Origin of the sequence: Streptomyces venezuelae (assembly GCF_008642275.1) — a bacterium.
Classification (GTDB): Bacteria; Actinomycetota; Actinomycetes; order Streptomycetales; family Streptomycetaceae; genus Streptomyces; species Streptomyces venezuelae_E.
The window spans coordinates 1,036,153-1,056,125 of record NZ_CP029189.1; the positions used below are offsets into that span (position 1 = coordinate 1,036,153).

A 19,973-nucleotide genomic window follows, 5' to 3' on the forward strand; every position below is an offset into this window, starting at 1 on the left:
ACTCGCAGGCATAAATGAAATCTGAACGATCCGTGGATTCCGCTGTCGTGGTCGAAAAACTGGTCAAGAAGTACAAGGACCGCGACCAGCCCGCGGTGGACGGCTTGAGTTTCTCGGTCCGCCGGGGCGAGGTCTTCGGATTCCTCGGTCCGAACGGGGCCGGGAAGACCACCACCATCGGCATCCTCACGACCCGGGTGGCACCCACCGCGGGGCGCGCGTTCGTGCAGGGGGTCGACGTCGTCGCCCACCCCGCACAGGCCCGCCGCGCCTTCGCCGTCGTCCCCCAGCGCAACAACCTCGACCAGTCGCTCACGCTGCGCCAGAACCTCACCTTCCACGCCGGGTACCACGGCGTGGGCCGCGCCGAGCGCAACCGGCGCGCCGACGAGTGCCTGGAGTGGGTCGGCCTCGCCGACCGCGGCGACTCCCGCGGCGACAAGCTCTCCGGCGGCCAGGCCCAGCGCGTGATGATCGCCCGGGCCCTGATGCACCGGCCCGACGTGCTCTTCCTCGACGAGCCGGCCAACGGCCTCGACCCGCAGGCCCGGCTGTTCATCCACGAGCGGGTGGCCGAGCTGCGCGGACGCGGCGTGACCACCGTGCTCACCACCCACGACATGGACGAGGCCGCCCGGCTGTGCGACCGCGTCGGCATCGTCGACCACGGCCGGCTGCTCGCCCTGGACACCCCGCAGGCCCTGATGGAGAGCCTGAGCGGCACCGCCCTGACCCTCACCGTCCGGCCTCCCGCTTCCGGGCCGGAGGACGTGATCCGCCTGCTGGAGAAGGCCGACGCGGTCACCCGCGTGGAGAGGACCGACCAGGCCGCCGGGGACGACGCCGACGCGCCCGTGCGGCTGCGTCTGTACAGCGACGCGCCGCCCGGCGCGATGCTTCCGGCCGCCGTCACCATCCTGACGGCGGCGCACTGCGACATCAAGGACATCAAGGTGGGCACCGCGACCCTGGAGGACGTCTTCATCTCCCTGACCGGCCGGGAGCTGCGGTGAGCGCCACCGCCGCGACCGCGGCCGACCCGGCGGCCGGCTTCCCCGAGGAGCTGCGTCCCGCGCCCACCGGCGTCCGCTCGGTGACCCGTACGTTCTGCTTCATCCTGTGGCGGGACCTCTTCGTCACCGGCCGCGAACTGGGCACGTTCCTCGCACAGATCCTCGTCGAGCCGTTCTTCATCCTGTTCGTCTTCGGCAAGGTCCTCGGCGAACTCGGCTACACCGGCGGCGCCTTCCAGTCGGTGCTGCTGCCCGGTGTCGTGGCGCTCAACGCGTTCCTGGTCAGCCTGCAGAACACCGCACTGCCCATGATCATCGACTTCTCCTTCAGCAAGGAGATCGAGGACCGGCTGCTCGCGCCGATACCGATCACGCTGGTGGCCGTCGAGAAGCTGGTCTTCGGCACGCTGCGCGGCATCGTCGCCTCGCTGCTGATGATCCCGATGGGTTTCCTCGTCCTCGATCACGCCACCTGGCCCATGGACCGGTTCCCGGCCACGCTGGGTGTGCTGCTGCTGGGCGCCCTGGCCGGCAGCACGGTCGGCCTGACCATCGGCACGCTGGCCCCGCCGCGGTACATCGGTGTCGTCTTCGCGGTGGTGCTGACCCCGCTCATGTTCACGGGCTGCACCCAGTTCCCCTGGCACGGTCTGGCGGACATCCGCTGGTTCCAGGTGCTGTGCGCCCTCAACCCGCTGACCTACGTCACCGAGGGCATCCGCGACCTGCTGCTGCCCCCCGGCGGCCCCCGTTCGATCTCCCTGTGGGTGGACCTGGCGGCGCTGGCCGCCTCGATCCTGCTCTTCGGGGCGATCAGCATCAAGGGCTTCCACCGCAGGGCCCAGGACTGATCCCCCACGCCCCCACGTCCCGTCTCCGGCCTCGTGCCCGGACCGGCGCATCCGCGCCGCCCGGGTGCGGGGCCTCTTTCTCGTCCCGCACCATCCCGGAAGCAAAGGTATTCACCGATCATGACCCATTCCTCCGACGCCCGGACCGGAACCGCGATCGTGTTCCCCGGCATGGGCCCCGCCTCCTTCGCCGAGGTCGGCCGTTTCCTCCTGCTCGACCCGTACGCGCGACGTCGTCTGGCAGAGGCCGACGAGGTGCTCGGATATTCCGTGTTCGACCGTTTCCGGAACTCCGAAGAGGATTATTCGGTCGATTTCCAGATCGCTTTCCTGGTGAACTCGATGGCCCTGGCCGACCGGGCGGTGGACGTGCTCGGCGTCTCCCCCACCGTCTGCGCGGGCCCCAGCTTCGGCCAGAAGGCGACCGCCGCCTTCGTGGGCTCCCTCCCCTTCTCCGAGGTCGTCCGCCTGACCGCGGAACTCGCGCGCTGCGAGGAGGAGTACTTCTCCACCGCCTACGAGGACGTGGTCACCCACTGCTTCGTCCGCACCCCCCAGGACCGCCTGGACGAGATCCTCGCCGCGTTCGACGACCGCGGCGCCTGGTACGACCTCTCCGGCCGGCTCGACGCCGGGTTCCACATGCTCTCCGTACGGGAGAAGGAACTCGACGCCCTGAACACCGCCATCAGCGCGGCCGGCGGCTATTCCATGTACTCGATGCGGCCGCCCGTCCACGCGGCGGCCTTCTCCGCGCTGCGCCGCAAGGCGGAGGAGGAGGTCTTCGGCACCTACGAGATCGCCGACCCCTCCCTCCCCGTGGTCTGCGACCACGACGGCACGGTCGTCCGGGACGCCGCCGGGATGCGGGAGATGATGCTGGACACCTTCGACCGGCCGATCCACTGGCCCGCCATGGTGGAGTCCCTCCAGGGGCTCGGCGTGGGCACCCTGTACGTCACCGGCCCGGACAACCTCTTCCACCGGCTCGACGTCACCAAGGACGGCTTCGATGTCGTCCCGGTGGGCCTGCCCAGGAAGCGGACCCGCGAGCGCGAGCGGCAGCAGGCCCTTGAGCGCTCCCGCGCGGACCGCGCCCGGCACGCCACCCCCTGAGGAGCACGCGGGCGACCGGAAGGGGTCGGGCCCCACCCCCCCCCGGGAGGGGTGGGGCCCGACCCCTTCGTGTCACCGCCCTCAGATCCGGCGGCCCAGCCACTCCTCGACGGCGCCCGAGGTGGTCCCCGCGTGCTGTTCCATCATCGTGAAGTGGTTGCCGGGCACATCCACCGCGGTGTGCTCCATGTCCCAGTAGGAACGCCAGTCGCCGTTCTCCGCACGGGTCCAGTCGAAGAACTGCTCCTGCGCCCGGACCAGCAGCGTCGGTGCCTTCACGGCCTCCGGCTTCCAGCCGCCGAAGAGACGGAAGTAGGCGCCCATCGCCAGCAGCCGGCTGTCGTCGACGGGGACGTGGCTGCCCTGCCGCTCGTCGACGCCCTGTGCCAGCCCCGGCTGGATGCCGAGGATGGCGTCGTCGTCGTGCGAGTAGATGTCGACGAGGATTACAGCCTCCGGGAAGACCCCGGCGTCCTCCAGCCGGCCCGCCACCGCGTGGGCGAGCATGCCGCCCGAGGAGTGGCCGAGCAGGACGAACGGCGCGCCGTCCGCGTGCCGCAGGACGGCCTCCGCCTGTGCCTCGACGACCGCCTCCGTCGTCGTGGGGAGCTGCTCGCCCCGCAGGAAGCCCGGGGCGGCCATCGCGTGGACGTCGCGCCGCCCGCGGAAGGCGGACGCGAAGCGGGCGTACTGGTGCGGGCCGGAGATCGACAGGATCGACGAGAAGCAGATCAGCCCCGGACCGTCCGCGCCGCGGGCGAGCCGCACCAGGCTCGGCGCCTTGCGCAGCTCCGCCGCCGAGGAGAACGACGGACGGAACCGCGACGCCTGCATGAGCAGTTCCATGAACGGACCGGACTCGCCCTGCGCCCCGGCCTCCTGGAGCATCGCGCCGAACACCCCGTCGGTGTCCTCCGCGTCCGCCGCGGTGCCGCCGGATCCGGCGGCACCGCCCTGCGTCCCGGCCAGCTCGGCGCGGAGCCGGGCGGCGATCAGCAGCGGCGTCGGGTGGTCGAACAGCAGCGTGGCCGGGAGCCGCAGCCCCGTCGCCGCGTTCAGCTGGTTGCGCAGCTCCACCGCGGTCAGCGAGTCCAGGCCCAGCTCCAGGAAGGGCTGGGACTCGCCCACCGCGTCGGCGGAGGGGTAGGCGAGGACCGCGGCGGTCTGCTCGCGCACGACCTCCAGCAGCAGCCGCTCCTGCTCCTCCTCCGGCAGCCCGGCCAGCCCTGCGAGCCGTCGCGCGGCCGCGGACGCCGCCGCGTCGGCGGCGCCTGCGGCGGCCCGGCGCAGGCCGCCGCGGACCAGGCCCCGGAAGAGCGGCGGGAGGCCGCCCGCGTCCGCCTGGGCCTTCAGCGGTCCGGTGTCCAGCCGCATGGCGACGAACACCGCGCTGCCGGGCTCCTGGACGGCGGCCGCGTCCGGGACGGCCACGGCCAGCGAGCAGGCCGTGTCGAAGAGGGCCAGGCCCGCCTCGGAGGACAGCGGAGCCAGCCCGGCCCGCGCCATCCGCTGGACGTCGGCGTCCGTGAGGTCGCCGGTCATCTCGCTGCGCTGCTCCCACAGGCCCCAGGCCAGCGACACCGCGGGCAGGCCCGCCGCACGCCGCTGCTGGGCCAGGGCGTCGAGGAAGGCGTTGGCCGCCGCGTAGTTGGCCTGCCCGGGGCTGCCGAGCGTGCCGGCCGCGGAGGAGAACAGCACGAACGCCGCCAGGTCCAGCTCCCGGGTCAGCTCGTCGAGGTGCAGGGCCGCGTCGACCTTCGGCCGCAGCACCGCGTCGATCCGCTCGGGGGTCAGCGACGGTACCAGGCCGTCGTCGAGGTGGCCCGCGGTGTGGACGACCGCGGTCAGCGGGTGCTCCTGCGGGATCCGCGCCAGCAGCGCCGCCAGGGCCTCCCGGTCGGCGGCGTCACAGGCGACGACCGCCGCCTCGGCGCCCAGCGCGGCAAGGTCCGCGACCAGCTCCGCGGCGCCGGGGGCACCGGGTCCGCGACGGCTCGTCAGCAGCAGGTGCCGCACCCCGTGCCCGGTCACCAGGTGCCGGGCGAGGAGACCGCCGAGGACACCGGTGCCGCCGGTGATGAGGACGGTGCCCTCCGGGTCGAGCCCGCCGGCCGGTACGAGCGCCCCGGACGGGGTGCCCTCCGCGGAGTCGGCGCCGGTCTCCTGCGGCTGCGGGTGGACCGCGGCAACCCGCGCCAGCCGGGCCGCGTGCAGGGATCCGGCACGGAGCGCGAGCTGGGGCTCCCCGCTCGCCGCGGCGGCCGCGAGCAGCTCGCCGAGGGCGCGGCCGTCCGCGCCGTCGGGGTCGAGGTCGAGGACGGTGAACCGGCCGGGGTTCTCCGACTGGGCGGAGCGCAGCAGGCCCCACACGGTCGCGTGCGCGGGGTCCGGGACGCCGTCGCCGGGCCGTACCTCGACCGCGCCCCGGGTGACGACCGCCAGGCGGGCCCCGGAGAGGTGCTCCTCGGCCAGCCAGGCCTGCACCAGCTCCAGCACTCCGTGGGCGGCGCTCCGGGCGACGCCTGCGGTGTCGCTCGCGGAGTCGCCCGCGGTGTCGCCCGCATCCGGACCGGCCGGGTCGGCGTACGACACCAGGACCGTGTCCGGCAGCGGCTTCCCGGCGAGCACCACGCCCGCGAGGACGTCCAGGTCGGTGTACGCGTCGACGGCGGCACCCGCGGCGGCCAGCGCGTCTTCGAGGCCGAGCGGGTCTGCGCCGATCACGGCCCACCGGCCGTCGGCGGCGGCCCGGTTGCCGCCGACCGCGGGCCACTCCAGCCGGAACAGCGACTCGTGGAAGGCGGGCGCGGACGCGCTCAGCCGGGACGTGTCGAGCTCCCGCAGCAGCAGCGACTCCACCGACACGACCGGCTCGCCGCTCTCGTCGAACGCCGCGAGGGACACCGCGCCGGACCCCGCCGGAGTGAGGCGCACCCGCAGGGCGCCCGGGCCGACGGCGTGCAGGCCCACCCCCGTGAAGGAGAACGGCAGCCGCATCCGGCCGCTGCCGTCCCCGGCTTCGTCGCCGCCGAGGAAGGAACCGAGCGCGAGACCGTGCAGGCCCGCGTCCAGCAGCGCCGGGTGCACGCCGAAGTCGGCGGCTTCGGCCACGGGGCCCTCGGACAGGGCGAGCTCGGCGAAGAGCTCCTCGCCGAGGCGCCAGGCCGCCCGCAGGTTGCGGAAGACCGGGCCGTACGTGTACCCGCCGGCCGCGAACAGTTCGTACAGGTCGGACACGTCGACCGGTTCGGCCCCGGCCGGCGGCCAGACCTCCGGCCCTGGCGCGGCCTGAGCCGCGGTCACCGCGTCGGGTGCGCCGAGGACACCGCCGGCGTGGCGCGTCCACGGCACGTCCTGCCCGAGACCGAGTGCGTCCCCGGCGGGGGCCTCCGGACGCGAGTGGACGTGGATCGCGCGCCGCCCGGCTTCGTCGGGCCCGGCCACGGAGAGCCGGAGCTGGAGGGCGCCCTGCTCGGGCAGCACCAGCGGGGCCTCCAGGTTCAGTTCCTCGACGAAGGCGGTACCGACCCGCCGGCCCGCGTGCAGGGCGAGCTCGACGAAGGCGGTGCCGGGCAGCAGCACGGCACCCGCGGCCCGGTGGTCGGCCAGCCAGGGGTGGCTCTGCAGGGACAGCCGCCCGGTGAACAGGAACCCGTCCGAGTCGGGCAGCTCGACGGCGGCCCCGAGCAGCGGGTGCTCGGCGGCACCGAGCCCGGCGGAGGCGACGTCGCCGACCCGGGACACGGGTACGTCGATCCAGTAGCGGTCGCGCTGGAAGGCGTAGGTGGGCAGGTCGACCCGACGGGCCCCCGTCCCCGCGAACACCGCCTCCCAGTCCACAGCAACACCACGGACATACGCCTCACCGACCGACAGCCAGAACCGCTCCAGGCCACCCTCGTTGCGGCGCAGCGACCCGAGGACGGCCGCCTCGCGACCGCTGCCCTCCACGGTCTCCTGCATACCGACGGTCAGCACCGGGTGCGGGCTCGACTCGACGAAAACACCGAAGCCCCGGTCCAGGAGAGTGCGGGTGGCCTGCTCCAGTTCGACGGTCTGGCGCAGGTTGCGGAACCAGTACCCGGCATCCAGCTCCGGCCCCTTGACCCACTCCCCCGTCACCGTCGACAAGAACGGCACCTCCGCCTCGCGCGGGCCGACCGAAGCCAACAGCTCGGACAGCTCCTCCCGCAGCAGGTCCACCTGCGCGGAATGCGACGCGTAGTCCACCGCGATCCGCCTCGCCCGGATGCCGTCCGCCTCACAGGAAGCGAGCAGCTCCTCCAGCGCCTGAACCTCACCCGAGACGACCACCGAGGAAGGACCGTTGACCGCGGCAACAGAAATCCGTGCCTCACCCCAAGGCGCGATGCGTTCCCGGACCTCGGCAGCCGGCAGCGGCACGGACACCATGCCACCCAGCCCCGCCAGCACCCGACCGATCGCCTGACTGCGCAACGCCACCACACGGGCCGCATCGTCGAGGGAGAGAATGCCCGCCACACACGCTGCCGCGATCTCGCCCTGCGAGTGACCGATCACCGCACCCGGACGGACACCAACCGAACGCCACACCTCCGCGAGCGACACCATCACCGCGAACAACGCCGGCTGCACCACATCCACCCGGTCCAGGGAAGGAGCACCCTCCACACCGCGCAGGACCTCGACCAACGACCAGTCGGTGAAGGGCTCCAGCGCCTTCGCACACTCTTCGATACGAGCCGCGAACACCGGCGAGGAGTCCAGCAGTTCCGCAGCCATGCCCACCCACTGCGAGCCCTGACCCGGGAACACGAACACCGTCTTCCCGGTGCCCACGGACCCCCGGACCAGGCCGGCAGCGGCCGCCTCGCTCTCCACGGCAGTGAGACCGCGCAGCAGCTCCTCACGGTCCCCCGCCACGACCACCGCGCGGTGGTCGAAGGCGGCACGTGTGGTGACGAGCGAGTAGGCGACGTCGGCGTCGGCCGTCTCGGGCGCCTCCTCCAGGCGGGCACGTAGCCCGGCCGCCTGGTCGCGCAGCGCGTCCGCCGACTTCGCCGACAGGACGTACGGCAGGACCGGCAGGTCGGCGCCCCCGGCCGTGACCGGCTCGGTGTCGTCCTCCGGGGCCTGCTCGATGATGGTGTGCGCGTTGGTACCACCGATACCGAAGGAAGACACCGCGGCGCGGCGGGGACGGCCGGTCTCGGGCCAGGAGACGGCCGATTCGAGGAGGGAGACGGCGCCCTCGGACCAGTCGACGTGCGGGGTGGGCTCGTCGACGTGCAGGGTCTTGGGCAGCACGCCGTGGCGGATCGACTCGACCATCTTGATGATGCCCGCCACACCGGCGGCGGCCTGCGTGTGGCCGACATTGGACTTGATCGAGCCGAGCCAGAGGGGCTGCTCGGCCGTGTGCTCCTGGCCGTACGTGGCCAGCAGGGCCTGGGCTTCGATGGGGTCGCCCAGGGTCGTACCGGTGCCGTGCGCCTCGACCACGTCCACCTCGGCCGCCGACAGACCGGCGTTGGCCAGGGCCTGACGGATGACGCGCTGCTGCGAGGGACCGTTCGGGGCGGTCAGACCGTTGGAGGCACCGTCCTGGTTGACGGCCGAGCCGCGGACCACCGCGAGGACGGGGTGGCCGTTGCGGCGGGCGTCCGACAGGCGCTCGACGAGCAGCATGCCGACGCCCTCGCCCCACGCCGTACCGTCCGCGGCGGCCGCGAAGGGCTTGCAGCGGCCGTCGGTCGCCAGCCCCCGCTGCACGCTGAAGGCGATGAACGTCCCCGGGGTGGCCATCACGGTCACACCGCCCGCGAGCGCGAGGTCGCACTCGCCGTTGCGCAGGGCCTGTACGGCGAGGTGCAGGGTGACCAGCGAGGAGGAGCAGGCCGTGTCGACCGTGACGGCCGGGCCTTCGAGGCCGAAGGTGTACGAGACGCGGCCCGAGACGACACTGCCGGAGCTGGCCGTGCCCATGTACCCCTCCAGGCCTTCGGGGGCCTGGTGGAGGAGGGTTCCGTAGTCGTTGTACATGACGCCCGCGAAGACGCCGGTGCGGCTGCCCCGCATGGTCGCGGGGTCGATGCCCGCCCGCTCGAAGGCCTCCCAGGTGGTCTCCAGGAGGAGACGCTGCTGGGGGTCGGTGGCGAGGGCCTCGCGGGGCGAGATCCCGAAGAAGGTCGGGTCGAAGTGGTGGGCGTCGTGCAGGAAGCCACCGGTGGTGGCGTAGCTGCTGCCCGGGCGGTCGGGGTCGGTGAGGTTCTCGATGTCCCAGCCACGGTCGTCGGGCATGGCCGAGATGGCGTCCCGGCCCTCGTGGACGAGGCCCCACAGGTCCTCGGGCGAGCGGACACCGCCGGGGAAACGGCAGGCCATGGCGACGATCGCGATGGGCTCGTCGTCGTGGGCCGTGGCGGCGACGGTGGTTTCGGCCGCCGTCTCCTGGCTGTCGAGCAGCTCGGCGAGCAGGTACTCCGCCAGGACGGCCGGGTTCGGGTAGTCGAAGACGAGGGTCGCGGGCAGGCGGACACCGGTGGCGGCGCCAAGCCGGTTGCGCAGTTCGACCGCGGTCAGGGAGTCGAAGCCGACCTCGCTGAACGACCGCGCCGGATCCACCGCTTCGGCACCGGCGAAGCCGAGCACCGCCGCGACCTGACCCCGTACGAGATCCAGCACGGCCCCGGCCCGCTCGCCCTCGGCCAGCGAGGCGATCTGACGCGCGAAGGCACCGCCCGTCACGGCGCCACTACGCGCCCGGCGGGCAGGCGCACGGACGAGGCCGGTGAGCAGCGGCGGGATCATGCCGGTGCCCGCCTGGGCACGCAGGGCGGCCAGGTCCAGCTTCACCGGTACCAGCAGCGGCTGTTCGCCGGCCATCGCGGCGTCGAACAGTGCCACACCCTCGGCGGCCGTCAGCGCCTCGACACCGCCACGGCCGAGGCGGGAGACCTCCTCGGCCTCCAACGTGCCGCCCATGCCGCCGACCTCGGCCCACAGACCCCAGGCCAGGGAGGTCGCAGCCAGACCCTCGGCCCGGCGGTGGGCCGCCAGCGCGTCCAGGAAGACGTTGCCCGCAGCGTAGTTGGCCTGACCTGCGCCGCCGAAGACACCGGCAGCGGAGGAGAACAGCACGAACGCCGACAGGTCCATCTCACGAGTCAGCTCGTGCAGGTTCCAGGCCGCGTCCACCTTCGGACGCAACACCGCAGACAACCGCTCGGCCGTCAGCGAGCCGACCACGCCGTCATCGAGCACACCAGCCGTATGGACGACGGCCGTCAACGGGTGCGTCTCCGGAATTCCGGCCAACACCCCAGCCAGGGACGCCCGGTCGGCCACGTCGCAGGCCGCCCAGACCACCTCGGCACCCAGCCCCGCCAGCTCTGCCGACAGGTCGGCAGCACCCTCGGCCGCCTCGCCCCGCCGGCTCACCAGCAGCAGACGGCGCACACCCCGCTCCGCGACCAGGTGCCGGGCAAAGAGCCCGCCCAGCGAACCACTCGCACCCGTCACCAGCACCGTGCCCCCGGCACTCCACGGAACAGGCTCACCCACAGGCGCGGCTGCCCGGGCCAGACGCGGCACCAGCAGGGCTCCCCCGCGCACCGCCACCTCGGGCTCGCCCGAAGCCAGCGCGGCCGACACACCCTCGCGCAGGTCACCATCCGCGTCGACGTCGACCAGGACGATCCGGCCCGGATTCTCCGACTGCGCCGAACGCACCAGACCCCGCACCGCAGCATGCACCAGGTCCGCAACGCCCTCACCCGGCACGGCATCCACCGCACCACGCGTCACGAACACCAGACGGGAACCAGCGAACCGCTCGTCCGCCAACCACTCCCTCAGCAACCCCAGCGCGCGAGCGGTCGACTCGTGCACCGCAGCCGCCACATCACCCCCGGGCAGCCCCGTGCACGACACCACCAGCGCCGCCGGAATCACACCACCCTCGGCGACCGGCAGGACGCCGTCCGCCATCGCCCAGTCGTCGGAGGTCCCGGCCGAGGCCACGGCCGTCCACTCCACCCGGAACAGGGAGTCTCCCCCTCCGGCCGCCCGGCCGAACTGCTCGGGCGAGAAGGCACGCAGGGCCAAGCTGTCGACGGAGGCGACCGGCTCGCCGTCGGCGTCGGCCATCTCCAGCCGTACGGCGTCGCGGCCGGCCCGGGAGAGCCGTACGCGCAGGGCGTCCGCACCCACCGAGTGGACGGACACGCCGGACCAGGAGAACGGAAGCCGTCCCTGACCGGTGTCCTCCACCAGCGAGCCGAGGCCGATGGCGTGCAGCACGGAGTCCAGCAGGGCCGGGTGGAGGGTGAACTGCTGGGCTTCCTGGGCGGCTTCGGCATCGAGGGCCACCTCGGCGAAGACCTCCTCACCGCGGCGCCACGCGGCCCGCAGGCCCTGGAACACCGGGCCGTATCCGAAGCCGGAGTCCGCGAGCACGTCGTACAGGCCTTCCACCTGCACCGCGTCGGCGCCCGCGGGCGGCCACTCCGTGAGGTGGAGGGAGGGGGCGACCCCGCCCTCGGTCAGTACTGCGGTCGCGTTCCGCACCCAGGGCTCGTCGTCCTCGGCGCGGTCGTCGCGGGAGTGGAAGGCCACGGAGCGGCGGCCCGAGGCGTCGGGGGCCGCGACCGTGATCTGGAGCTCTACGCCGCCCTCCTCGGGCAGCACGAGAGGGGCTTCGAGCGTGAGGTCGTCGACGAGGTCGCAGGCGACCTGCTCACCGGCCCGCAGCGCCAGCTCGACGAACGCCGTGCCGGGGAGCAGTGCCGAGCCCATGACGCGGTGGTCGGCCAGCCACGGGTGCGTGGCCAGGGACAGCCGGCCGGTCAGGAGCAGACCGTCGGCGTCGGCCAGGGTCAGGCAGGCGCCCAGCAGCGGATGGTCGGCGGACCGCAGGCCCACGCCAGAGGCGTCGGTGAAGGGGCCGACGGGCAGGTCGATCCAGAACCGCTCGCGCTGGAAGGCGTACGTCGGCAGGTCGACGGCGCGGGCGCCGGTCCCGGCGAAGTAGGCCTCCCAGTCGACGCGGGCGCCGTGTGCGTGGGCCCGGGCGAGCACCGTGGTGAGGGTCTCCGCCTCGGGTCGGCCCTTGCGGAGGGCGGCGGCGAATGCGGCGTCCTCGGGGGCGGCGGCGCAGTCCTGGGCGAGGGCGGACAGGACGCCGTCGGGGCCGAGTTCGAGGTACGTGGTCACGCCCGCGGCCTCCAGGGCCCGGACGCCGTCCAGGAAGCGGACGGCTTCGCGGACGTGCCGGACCCAGAAGTCCGCGGTACCCATCTCGTCGGTGACGGGGGCGCCGGTCAGGTTCGACACGACGGGGATGCGCGGCGCGGCATAGCTGATGCCCTCGGCGACCTTGCGGAAGGCGTCGAGCATCCCGTCCATGTGCGGCGAATGGAACGCGTGACTGACCGTCAGGTGCTTGGTCTTGCGGTCGCCGAGCGACTCCACCACGGCGAGCGCGGCGTCCTCGTCACCGGCGATGACCACCGACTGCGGGCCGTTGACGGCGGCGATGCCGACCCGGTCGTTCAGGTGCGGCAGGACCTCGTCCTCCGACGCCTGGACCGCGATCATCACACCGGCGGTCGGCAGCGCCTGCATCAGACGGCCACGAGCGGCCACCAGCAGGCAGGCGTCCTCCAGGGACAGGACTCCGGCGACGTACGCGACGGTGATCTCACCGATGGAGTGACCGGCGAGGAAGTCGGGCCGGATCCCCCAGCTCTCGACGAGCCGGTACAGGGCCACCTCGACGGCGAACAGCGCGGGCTGCGCGTACTCCGTACGGTCCAGGACGGCCACGTCGTCGCCGAACAGCACGTCCTTCAGGGGAACTTCGAGGTCCATCGCCGCGCAGACGGCGTCCAGAGCCTGCGCGAACACCGGGAACGCGTCGTACAGCTCACGCCCCATCCCGAGGCGCTGGCTGCCCTGGCCGGTGAACAGGAAGGCCAGCTTCCCGGCCCCGGCCGCACCCACCACGCCGCTCGTGACCCCGCCGGCCGCCGGGTCGCCGTCCGCGACGGCGGCCAGACCGCGCAGCAGCTCCTCCCGGTCACCGGCCACGACCACCGCACGGTGGTCGAAAACCGCACGCCGCGTCGCAAGCGAGTAGGCCACGTCAGCGGCCTTCAGGTCGGCCCCGTCCTCCAGGCGGGCCAGCAGACCGGCGGCCTGGCCGCTCAGGGCCTCCGCCGACTTCGCCGAGAGGACGTACGGCAGGACGGGCAGGTCGGCGCCCCCGGCCGTGACCGGCTCGGTGTCGTCCTCCGGGGCCTGCTCGATGATGGTGTGCGCGTTGGTACCGCTGATCCCGAAGGACGACACCGCTGCGCGGCGCGGGCGGCCGGTCTCCGGCCATGCGACCGAGTCCGTCAGGAGGGAGACGGCGCCCTCGGACCAGTCGACGTGCGGGGTCGGCTCGTCGACGTGCAGGGTCTTGGGCAGCACGCCGTGGCGGATCGACTCGACCATCTTGATGATGCCCGCGACGCCGGCGGCAGCCTGCGTGTGACCCATGTTCGACTTGATCGAGCCGAGCAGCAGGGGCCGGTCCTCGCTGTGCTCCCGGCCGTACGTGGCGAGCAGGGCCTGGGCTTCGATGGGGTCGCCCAGCGTCGTGCCGGTGCCGTGGGCTTCGACCACGTCCACCTCGGCCGCCGACAGGCCGGCGTTGGCGAGGGCCTGGCGGATGACGCGCTGCTGCGAGGGACCGTTCGGGGCGGTCAGACCGTTGGAGGCACCGTCCTGGTTGACGGCCGAGCCGCGGACCACCGCGAGGACGGGGTGACCGTTGCGGCGGGCGTCGGAGAGACGCTCGACGAGCAGCATGCCGACGCCCTCACCCCACGCCGTGCCGTCCGCGGCGGCCGCGAAGGGCTTGCAGCGGCCGTCGGTCGCGAGACCGCGCTGACGGCTGAAGGCGATGAACGTCCCCGGGGTGGCCATGACGGTCACACCGCCCGCGAGGGCGAGGTCGCACTCGCCGTTGCGGAGCGCCTGGGCGGCCAGGTGCAGGGTCACGAGCGACGACGAGCAGGCCGTGTCGACGGTGACCGCCGGGCCCTCCAGACCGAAGGTGTAGGACACTCGGCCCGAGGCGACGCTGCCGGAGCTGGAGGTGCCCATGTACCCCTCCAGGCCCTCGGAAGAGCGGTGGAGGAGCGTGCCGTAGTCGTTGTACATGACGCCCGCGAAGACGCCGGTCCGGCTGCCCCGCATGGTCGCGGGGTCGATGCCCGCCCGCTCGAAGGCCTCCCAGGTGGTCTCCAGGAGGAGACGCTGCTGGGGGTCGGTCGCGAGGGCCTCGCGGGGCGAGATACCGAAGAAGGCCGGGTCGAAGTGGTGGGCGTCGTACAGGAAGCCGCCCGCTGTGCTGTAGCTGGTGCCCTCGCGGTCGGGATCCGGGTCGAAGAGGCCCTGGATGTCCCAGCCACGGTCCTCCGGCATGCCGGAGATGGCGTCACGGCCGTCCCGCACGAGGCCCCACAGGTCCTCGGGCGAGCGGACACCACCGGGGAAACGGCAGGCCATGGCGACGATCGCGATCGGTTCGTCGTCGTGGGCGACGGCTGCCACGGGAGCGTTGGATTCCGAAGCGGCACGGCTGTCGAGCAGCTCGGCGAGCAGGTACTCCGCCAGGACGGCCGGGTTCGGGTAGTCGAAGACGAGGGTCGCGGGCAGGCGGACACCGGTGGCGGCGCCAAGCCGGTTGCGCAGTTCGACCGCGGTCAGGGAGTCGAAGCCGACCTCGCTGAACGACCGCGCCGGATCCACTGCTTCGGCACCGGCGAAGCCGAGCACCGCCGCGACCTGACCCCGTACGAGATCCAGCACGGCCCCGGCCCGCTCGCCCTCGGCCAGCGCGGCGATCTGACGCGCGAAAGCACCGCCCGCCGCGGCGCCGCTACGCGCCCGGCGGGCAGGCGCACGGACGAGGCCGGTGAGCAGCGGCGGGATCATGCCGGTGCCTGCCTGGGTGCGCAGGGCGGCCAGGTCCAGCTTGACCGGTACCAGCAGCGGCTGTTCGCCGGCCGTCGCGGCGTCGAACAGTGCCACGCCCTCGGCGGCCGTCAGCGCGTTGACGCCTCCACGGCCGAGCCGGGAGACCTCCTCGGCCTCCAACGCGTCCCCCATGCCGCCGACCTCAGCCCACAGACCCCAGGCCAGGGAGGTCGCAGCCAGACCCCGGGCCCGGCGGTGAGCCGCCAGCGCGTCCAGGAAGACGTTGCCCGCAGCATAGTTGGCCTGACCCGCGCCGCCGAAGACACCGGCAGCGGAGGAGAACAGCACGAACGCCGACAGATCGAGGCCCTCGGTCAGCTCGTGCAGGTTCCAGGCCGCGTCCACCTTCGGACGCAACACCGCCGACAACCGCTCGGCCGTCAGCGAGCCCACCACACCGTCATCGAGCACACCAGCCGTATGGACGACCGCGGTCAGCGGGTGCTCCGCCGGAACCCCGGCCAGGACAGCGACCAGAGCCTCACGGTCGGCCACGTCGCACGCCGCCCAGACCACCTCGGCACCCAACTCCGCCAACTCGGCAGACAGAGCCGGAACTTCACCCCGCCGGCTCACCAGCAGCAGACGGCGCACACCACGCTCCGCGACCAGGTGCCGGGCAAAGAGCCCGCCCAGCGAACCACTCGCACCCGTCACCAGCACCGTGCCCTCGGCACCCCACGGAACGGGCTCACCCACAGGCGCGGCTGCCCGGGCCAGACGCGGCACCAGCAGGGCTCCCCCGCGCACCGCCACCTCGGGCTCGCCCGAAGCCAGCGCGGCCGACACACCCTCGTGCAGGTCACCATCCGCGCCGACGTCGACCAGGACGATCCGGCCCGGATTCTCCGACTGCGCCGAACGCACCAGACCCCGCACCGCGGCATGCACCAGGTCCGCGACGCCCTCACCGGGTACGGCATCCACCGCACCACGCGTCACGAACACCAGACGGGAATCAGCGAACCGCTCATCCGCCAACCACCCCTTCAACAACCCCAGCGCGCGAGCGGTCTCCTCGTGCACCGCAGCCGCCACATCACCCTCAGGCAGCCCCGTGCACGGCACCACCAGCGCCGCCGGAATCACACCACCCTCGGCGACCGCAACACCCAGCCCGGCCAGGTCCGCGAACACCTGCGCACCCTCACCCAGCAGCAGCCAGTCGTCGAACGACCCGGCCCCGGACACCGCCGTCCACTCCACCCGGAACAGGGAGTCGTGGGCACCCGTGCCCTGCCCGAGCTGGTCGGGCGAGAAGGCACGGAGGGCCAGGCCGTCCACCGAGGCGACCGGCGCGCCGTCGGCGTCGGCCATCTCCAGCCGTACCGCGTCCCGCCCGGCCCGGGAGAGCCGTACGCGCAGGGCGTCCGCACCCGTGGAGCGGACGGACACGCCGGACCAGGAGAACGGCACCCGTCCCTGACCGGTGTCCTCCACCAGCGATCCGAGGTTGATGGCGTGCAGCGCGGCGTCCAGCAGGGCCGGGTGCAGCGTGAAGTAGGCAGCCTCCGGGGCGGACTCACCGTCGAGAGCGACTTCGGCGAAGACCTCCTCACCTCGGCGCCACGCGGCCCGCAGGCCTTGGAACACCGGGCCGTAGCCGAAGCCGGAGTCTGCGAGCGCGTCGTACAGACCGTCCACCTGCACGGCGTCGGCGCCCGCGGGCGGCCACTGCGTCAGGTCGAAGGCGCGCGGCTCGGTCTCCTCCTCGGACAGGACCGCGGTCGCGTTCCGCACCCAGGGCTCGTCGGCCGCCGCGCGGTCGTCGCGGGAGTGGAAGACCACGGAGCGGCGGCCCGAGGCGTCGGGTGCCGCGACGGTGATCTGGAGTTCGATGCCACCGTCCTCGGGGAGAATCAGCGGCGCGGCGAGCGTCAGGTCGTCTACGAGGTCGCAGCCGAGCTGCTCACCGGCCCGGAGCGCCAGCTCGACGAACGCCGTGCCGGGCAGGAGGACGGTTCCCATGACCGTGTGGTCGGCGAGCCAGGGGTGGGTGGCGACCGAGAGGCGACCGGTGAGGAGGAGGCCGTCGGCGTCGGCCAGGGTCACCGAGGCGCCGAGCAGCGGGTGGTCGGCGGACCTGAGGCCGACGGTGGTGACGTCGGCGCCGAGGGTGCCGGTGTCGAGCCAGTAGTGCTCGCGCTGGAAGGCGTAAGTCGGCAGGTCGACGCTCTCGGCTCCGGTACCGGAGTGGTAGGCGTGCCAGTCGACGGCGATGCCGCGGACGTGTGCGAGGGCGACGGCGGCGGTGACGGCCGCGGCCTCGGCCCGGCCCTTTCGGAGGGCGGGGGCGAAGGCGGCGCCCTCGCCGGAGACGCAGTCCTGGGCGAGGGCCGACAGGACACCGTCGGGCCCGAGTTCGAGATACGTCGTCACGCCCGCGGCCTCAAGCACCCGGACACCGTCCAGGAACCGCACGCCCTCGCGGACGTGCCGCACCCAGAAGTCGGCCGAACCCATCTCGTCGGAGACGAGTGCACCGGTCAGGTGGGAGACGACCGGGATGCCCGGAGCCGCGAACGACAGCCCCGCCACGACCTCACGGAAGTCGTCCAGCATGCCGTCCATGTGCGGCGAGTGGAACGCGTGACTGACCGTCAGCCGCTTGGTCTTCCGGTCGGCGAACGACGCCACCACAGCCAGCGCCGCATCCTCGTCACCCGCGATCACGACCGACTGAGGCCCGTTGACGGCGGCGATGCTCACGCGCTCGGTCAGCAGCGGCAGGACCTCGTCCTCCGAAGCCTGCACCGCGATCATCACACCACCCGACGGCAACGCCTGCATCAACCGGCCCCGAGCCACGACCAGCGTGCAGGCGTCCTCCAGCGAGAACACGCCGGCAACGTGCGCGGCAGCTATCTCGCCGATCGAGTGGCCGGCGAGGAAGTCCGGCCTGACGCCCCACGACTCCAATAGCCGGAACAGCGCCACCTCGACCGCGAACAGCGCGGGCTGCGCATACTCCGTACGGTCCAGAACAGCCGCATCAGCCCCGAACAGGACATCCCGCAGAGGAAGTTCGAGGCTCATCCCCGCACACACCGCGTCCAGCGCCTCCGCGAACACCGGGAAGGCGTCGTACAGCTCACGCCCCATCCCCAGCCGCTGACTGCCCTGACCGGTGAACAGGAAGGCCAGCTTGCCCCGGGTCCCGGCCACGCCCTCGCCCCGGACGATCCGCATCGAGGCGGTGTCGCCGGACGCCAGTGCTGCGAGGTCGGCCAGGGCCTCGCCGCGGTCGCCGGCCAGGACGACGGCGCGGTGTTCGAGGGCGGCGCGGCCGGTAGCCAGGGTGTGGCTGATGTCCTCGGAACGCTGGTCGGGGTGGGCCCGCAGGTGCATGAGCAGGCGCTCCGCCTGGGCCTGCAGGGCCTCCTCCGTACGGGCCGAGACGGGCCAGGCCAGGACGGGGGGTACGACGACGCGGCGCGGAGCGGCGGTCTCGCCGGGCTCGGCCTCGGTCTCGGTCTTGGTCTCGGCCCCGTCGGACTCGACGGGTGCGGCGCCCTCGGCGGGCTCCGCCGGCTCGGTGGCCGGGGCCTGCTCGATGATGGTGTGAGCGTTGGTGCCGCTGATGCCGAAGGAGGACACGGCTGCGCGGCGCGGGCGGCCGGTCTCCGGCCAGTCCACCGTCTCGCGCAGCAGCGACACCGCGCCCGCGGACCAGTCGACCTTGGTCGACGGCTGGTCCACGTGCAGGGTCTTCGGGATCCGCCCGTGCCGGATCGCCATCACCATCTTGATGATGCCCGCGACACCGGCGGCGGCCTGCGTGTGCCCGATGTTCGACTTGACGGAGCCGAGCCAGAGCGGCCGGTCCTCCGTGTGCTCCCGGCCGTACGTGGCCAGCAGCGCCTGCGCTTCGATCGGGTCGCCCAGCGTGGTGCCGGTGCCGTGGGCCTCGACGACGTCGACGTCGGCGGCGGTGAGCCGGGCGTCGGCCAGGGCCTGACGGATGACGCGCTGCTGGGAGGGCCCGTTGGGGGCGGTGAGGCCGTTGCTCGCACCGTCCTGGTTGACGGCCGACCCGCGGACCACGGCCAGCACCCGGTGGCCGTTGCGGCGGGCGTCGGAGAGCCGCTCCACGAGGAGCATGCCCGCGCCCTCGCCCCAGCCGGTGCCGTCCGCGGCGTCCGCGAACGACTTGCAGCGCCCGTCGAAGGACAGGCCGCGCTGGCGGCTGAACTCGGTGAAGGTGCCGGGGGTCGGCATGACCGTCACGCCGCCGGCGAGGGCGAGCGAGCACTCGCCCTTGCGCAGGGCCTGCATGGCGAGGTGCAGGGTGACGAGGGAGGAGGAGCAGGCGGTGTCGACGGTGAGCGCCGGGCCCTCCAGGCCGAAGGTGTACGAGACGCGGCCGGAGGCGATGCTGCTGGACGCTCCGGTGCCGAGGTAGCCCTCCACTTCCGGAGGTACGGCCCGCAGCCGGGACGCGTAGTCGTGGTACATGACGCCCGTGAAGACGCCGGTCCGGCTGCCGCGCATCGAGGTCGGGTCGATGCCCGCCCGCTCGAAGGCCTCCCACGAGGTTTCCAGCAGGAGCCGCTGCTGCGGGTCCATCGCCAGCGCCTCACGGGGCGAGATCCCGAAGAACTCGGGCTCGAACCGGTTGGCGGAGTGCAGGAAGCCGCCCTCCTGCACGTAGCTCGTGCCCCGCCCGTCGGGGTCCTCGTCGAAGAGGCGCCCGGTGTCCCAGCCCCGGTCCGTCGGGAAGGGCGAGACGGCGTCGGTCTCGCCGGAGACCAGCCGCCACAGGTCCTCGGGGGACTCGACGTCCCCCGGGTAGCGGCAGCTCATCCCGATGATCGCGATCGGCTCCTGCTCCTCCGACTCGACTTCCTGGAGGCGGCGGCGCGTCTCGTGGAGATCGGCCGTCACCCGCTTCAGGAAGTACCGGAGCTTTTCCTCGTTCATGCGTGCATCCCTCGTGCAGAAGCCGGACAGTCAGAGTGGTGGGAAGGGGCGGGGCGGAGCTGCC

The 19,973-nt window shown here is 73.1% G+C and carries 4 protein-coding genes; 3 read left to right on the forward strand and 1 reads right to left on the reverse strand.

Translation table 11 applies throughout. From position 1 onward, the window contains the following. The first annotated feature begins 32 nt into the window (after positions 1-32). The 3 genes from DEJ51_RS04585 (at position 33) to DEJ51_RS04595 (ending at position 2,980) form a co-directional block, all read left to right on the forward strand. The gene (locus DEJ51_RS04585) at positions 33-1,013 is read left to right on the forward strand and encodes an ABC transporter ATP-binding protein (protein WP_150256414.1); all 981 of its coding nucleotides are present in this window, start codon (positions 33-35) and stop codon (positions 1,011-1,013) included. Further along, the gene (locus tag DEJ51_RS04590; protein ID WP_223835663.1) at positions 1,010-1,864 is read left to right on the forward strand and encodes an ABC transporter permease; all 855 of its coding nucleotides are present in this window, start codon (positions 1,010-1,012) and stop codon (positions 1,862-1,864) included. The genes DEJ51_RS04585 and DEJ51_RS04590 overlap by 4 nt, the downstream gene beginning before the upstream one ends. A gap of 120 nt (positions 1,865-1,984) precedes the next feature. Continuing rightward, entirely contained in the window at positions 1,985-2,980 is a 996-nt protein-coding gene (locus DEJ51_RS04595) for an ACP S-malonyltransferase (protein WP_150256416.1), read from the forward strand. Between the two features lie 81 nt (positions 2,981-3,061). Here DEJ51_RS04595 and DEJ51_RS04600 read toward each other — a convergent pair whose 3' ends face one another. Beyond that, positions 3,062-19,909: a type I polyketide synthase gene (locus DEJ51_RS04600; RefSeq protein WP_150256418.1), complete on the reverse strand. Its 16,848-nt coding sequence runs from the start codon at positions 19,907-19,909 to the stop codon at positions 3,062-3,064. Positions 19,910-19,973 lie beyond the last annotated feature (64 nt).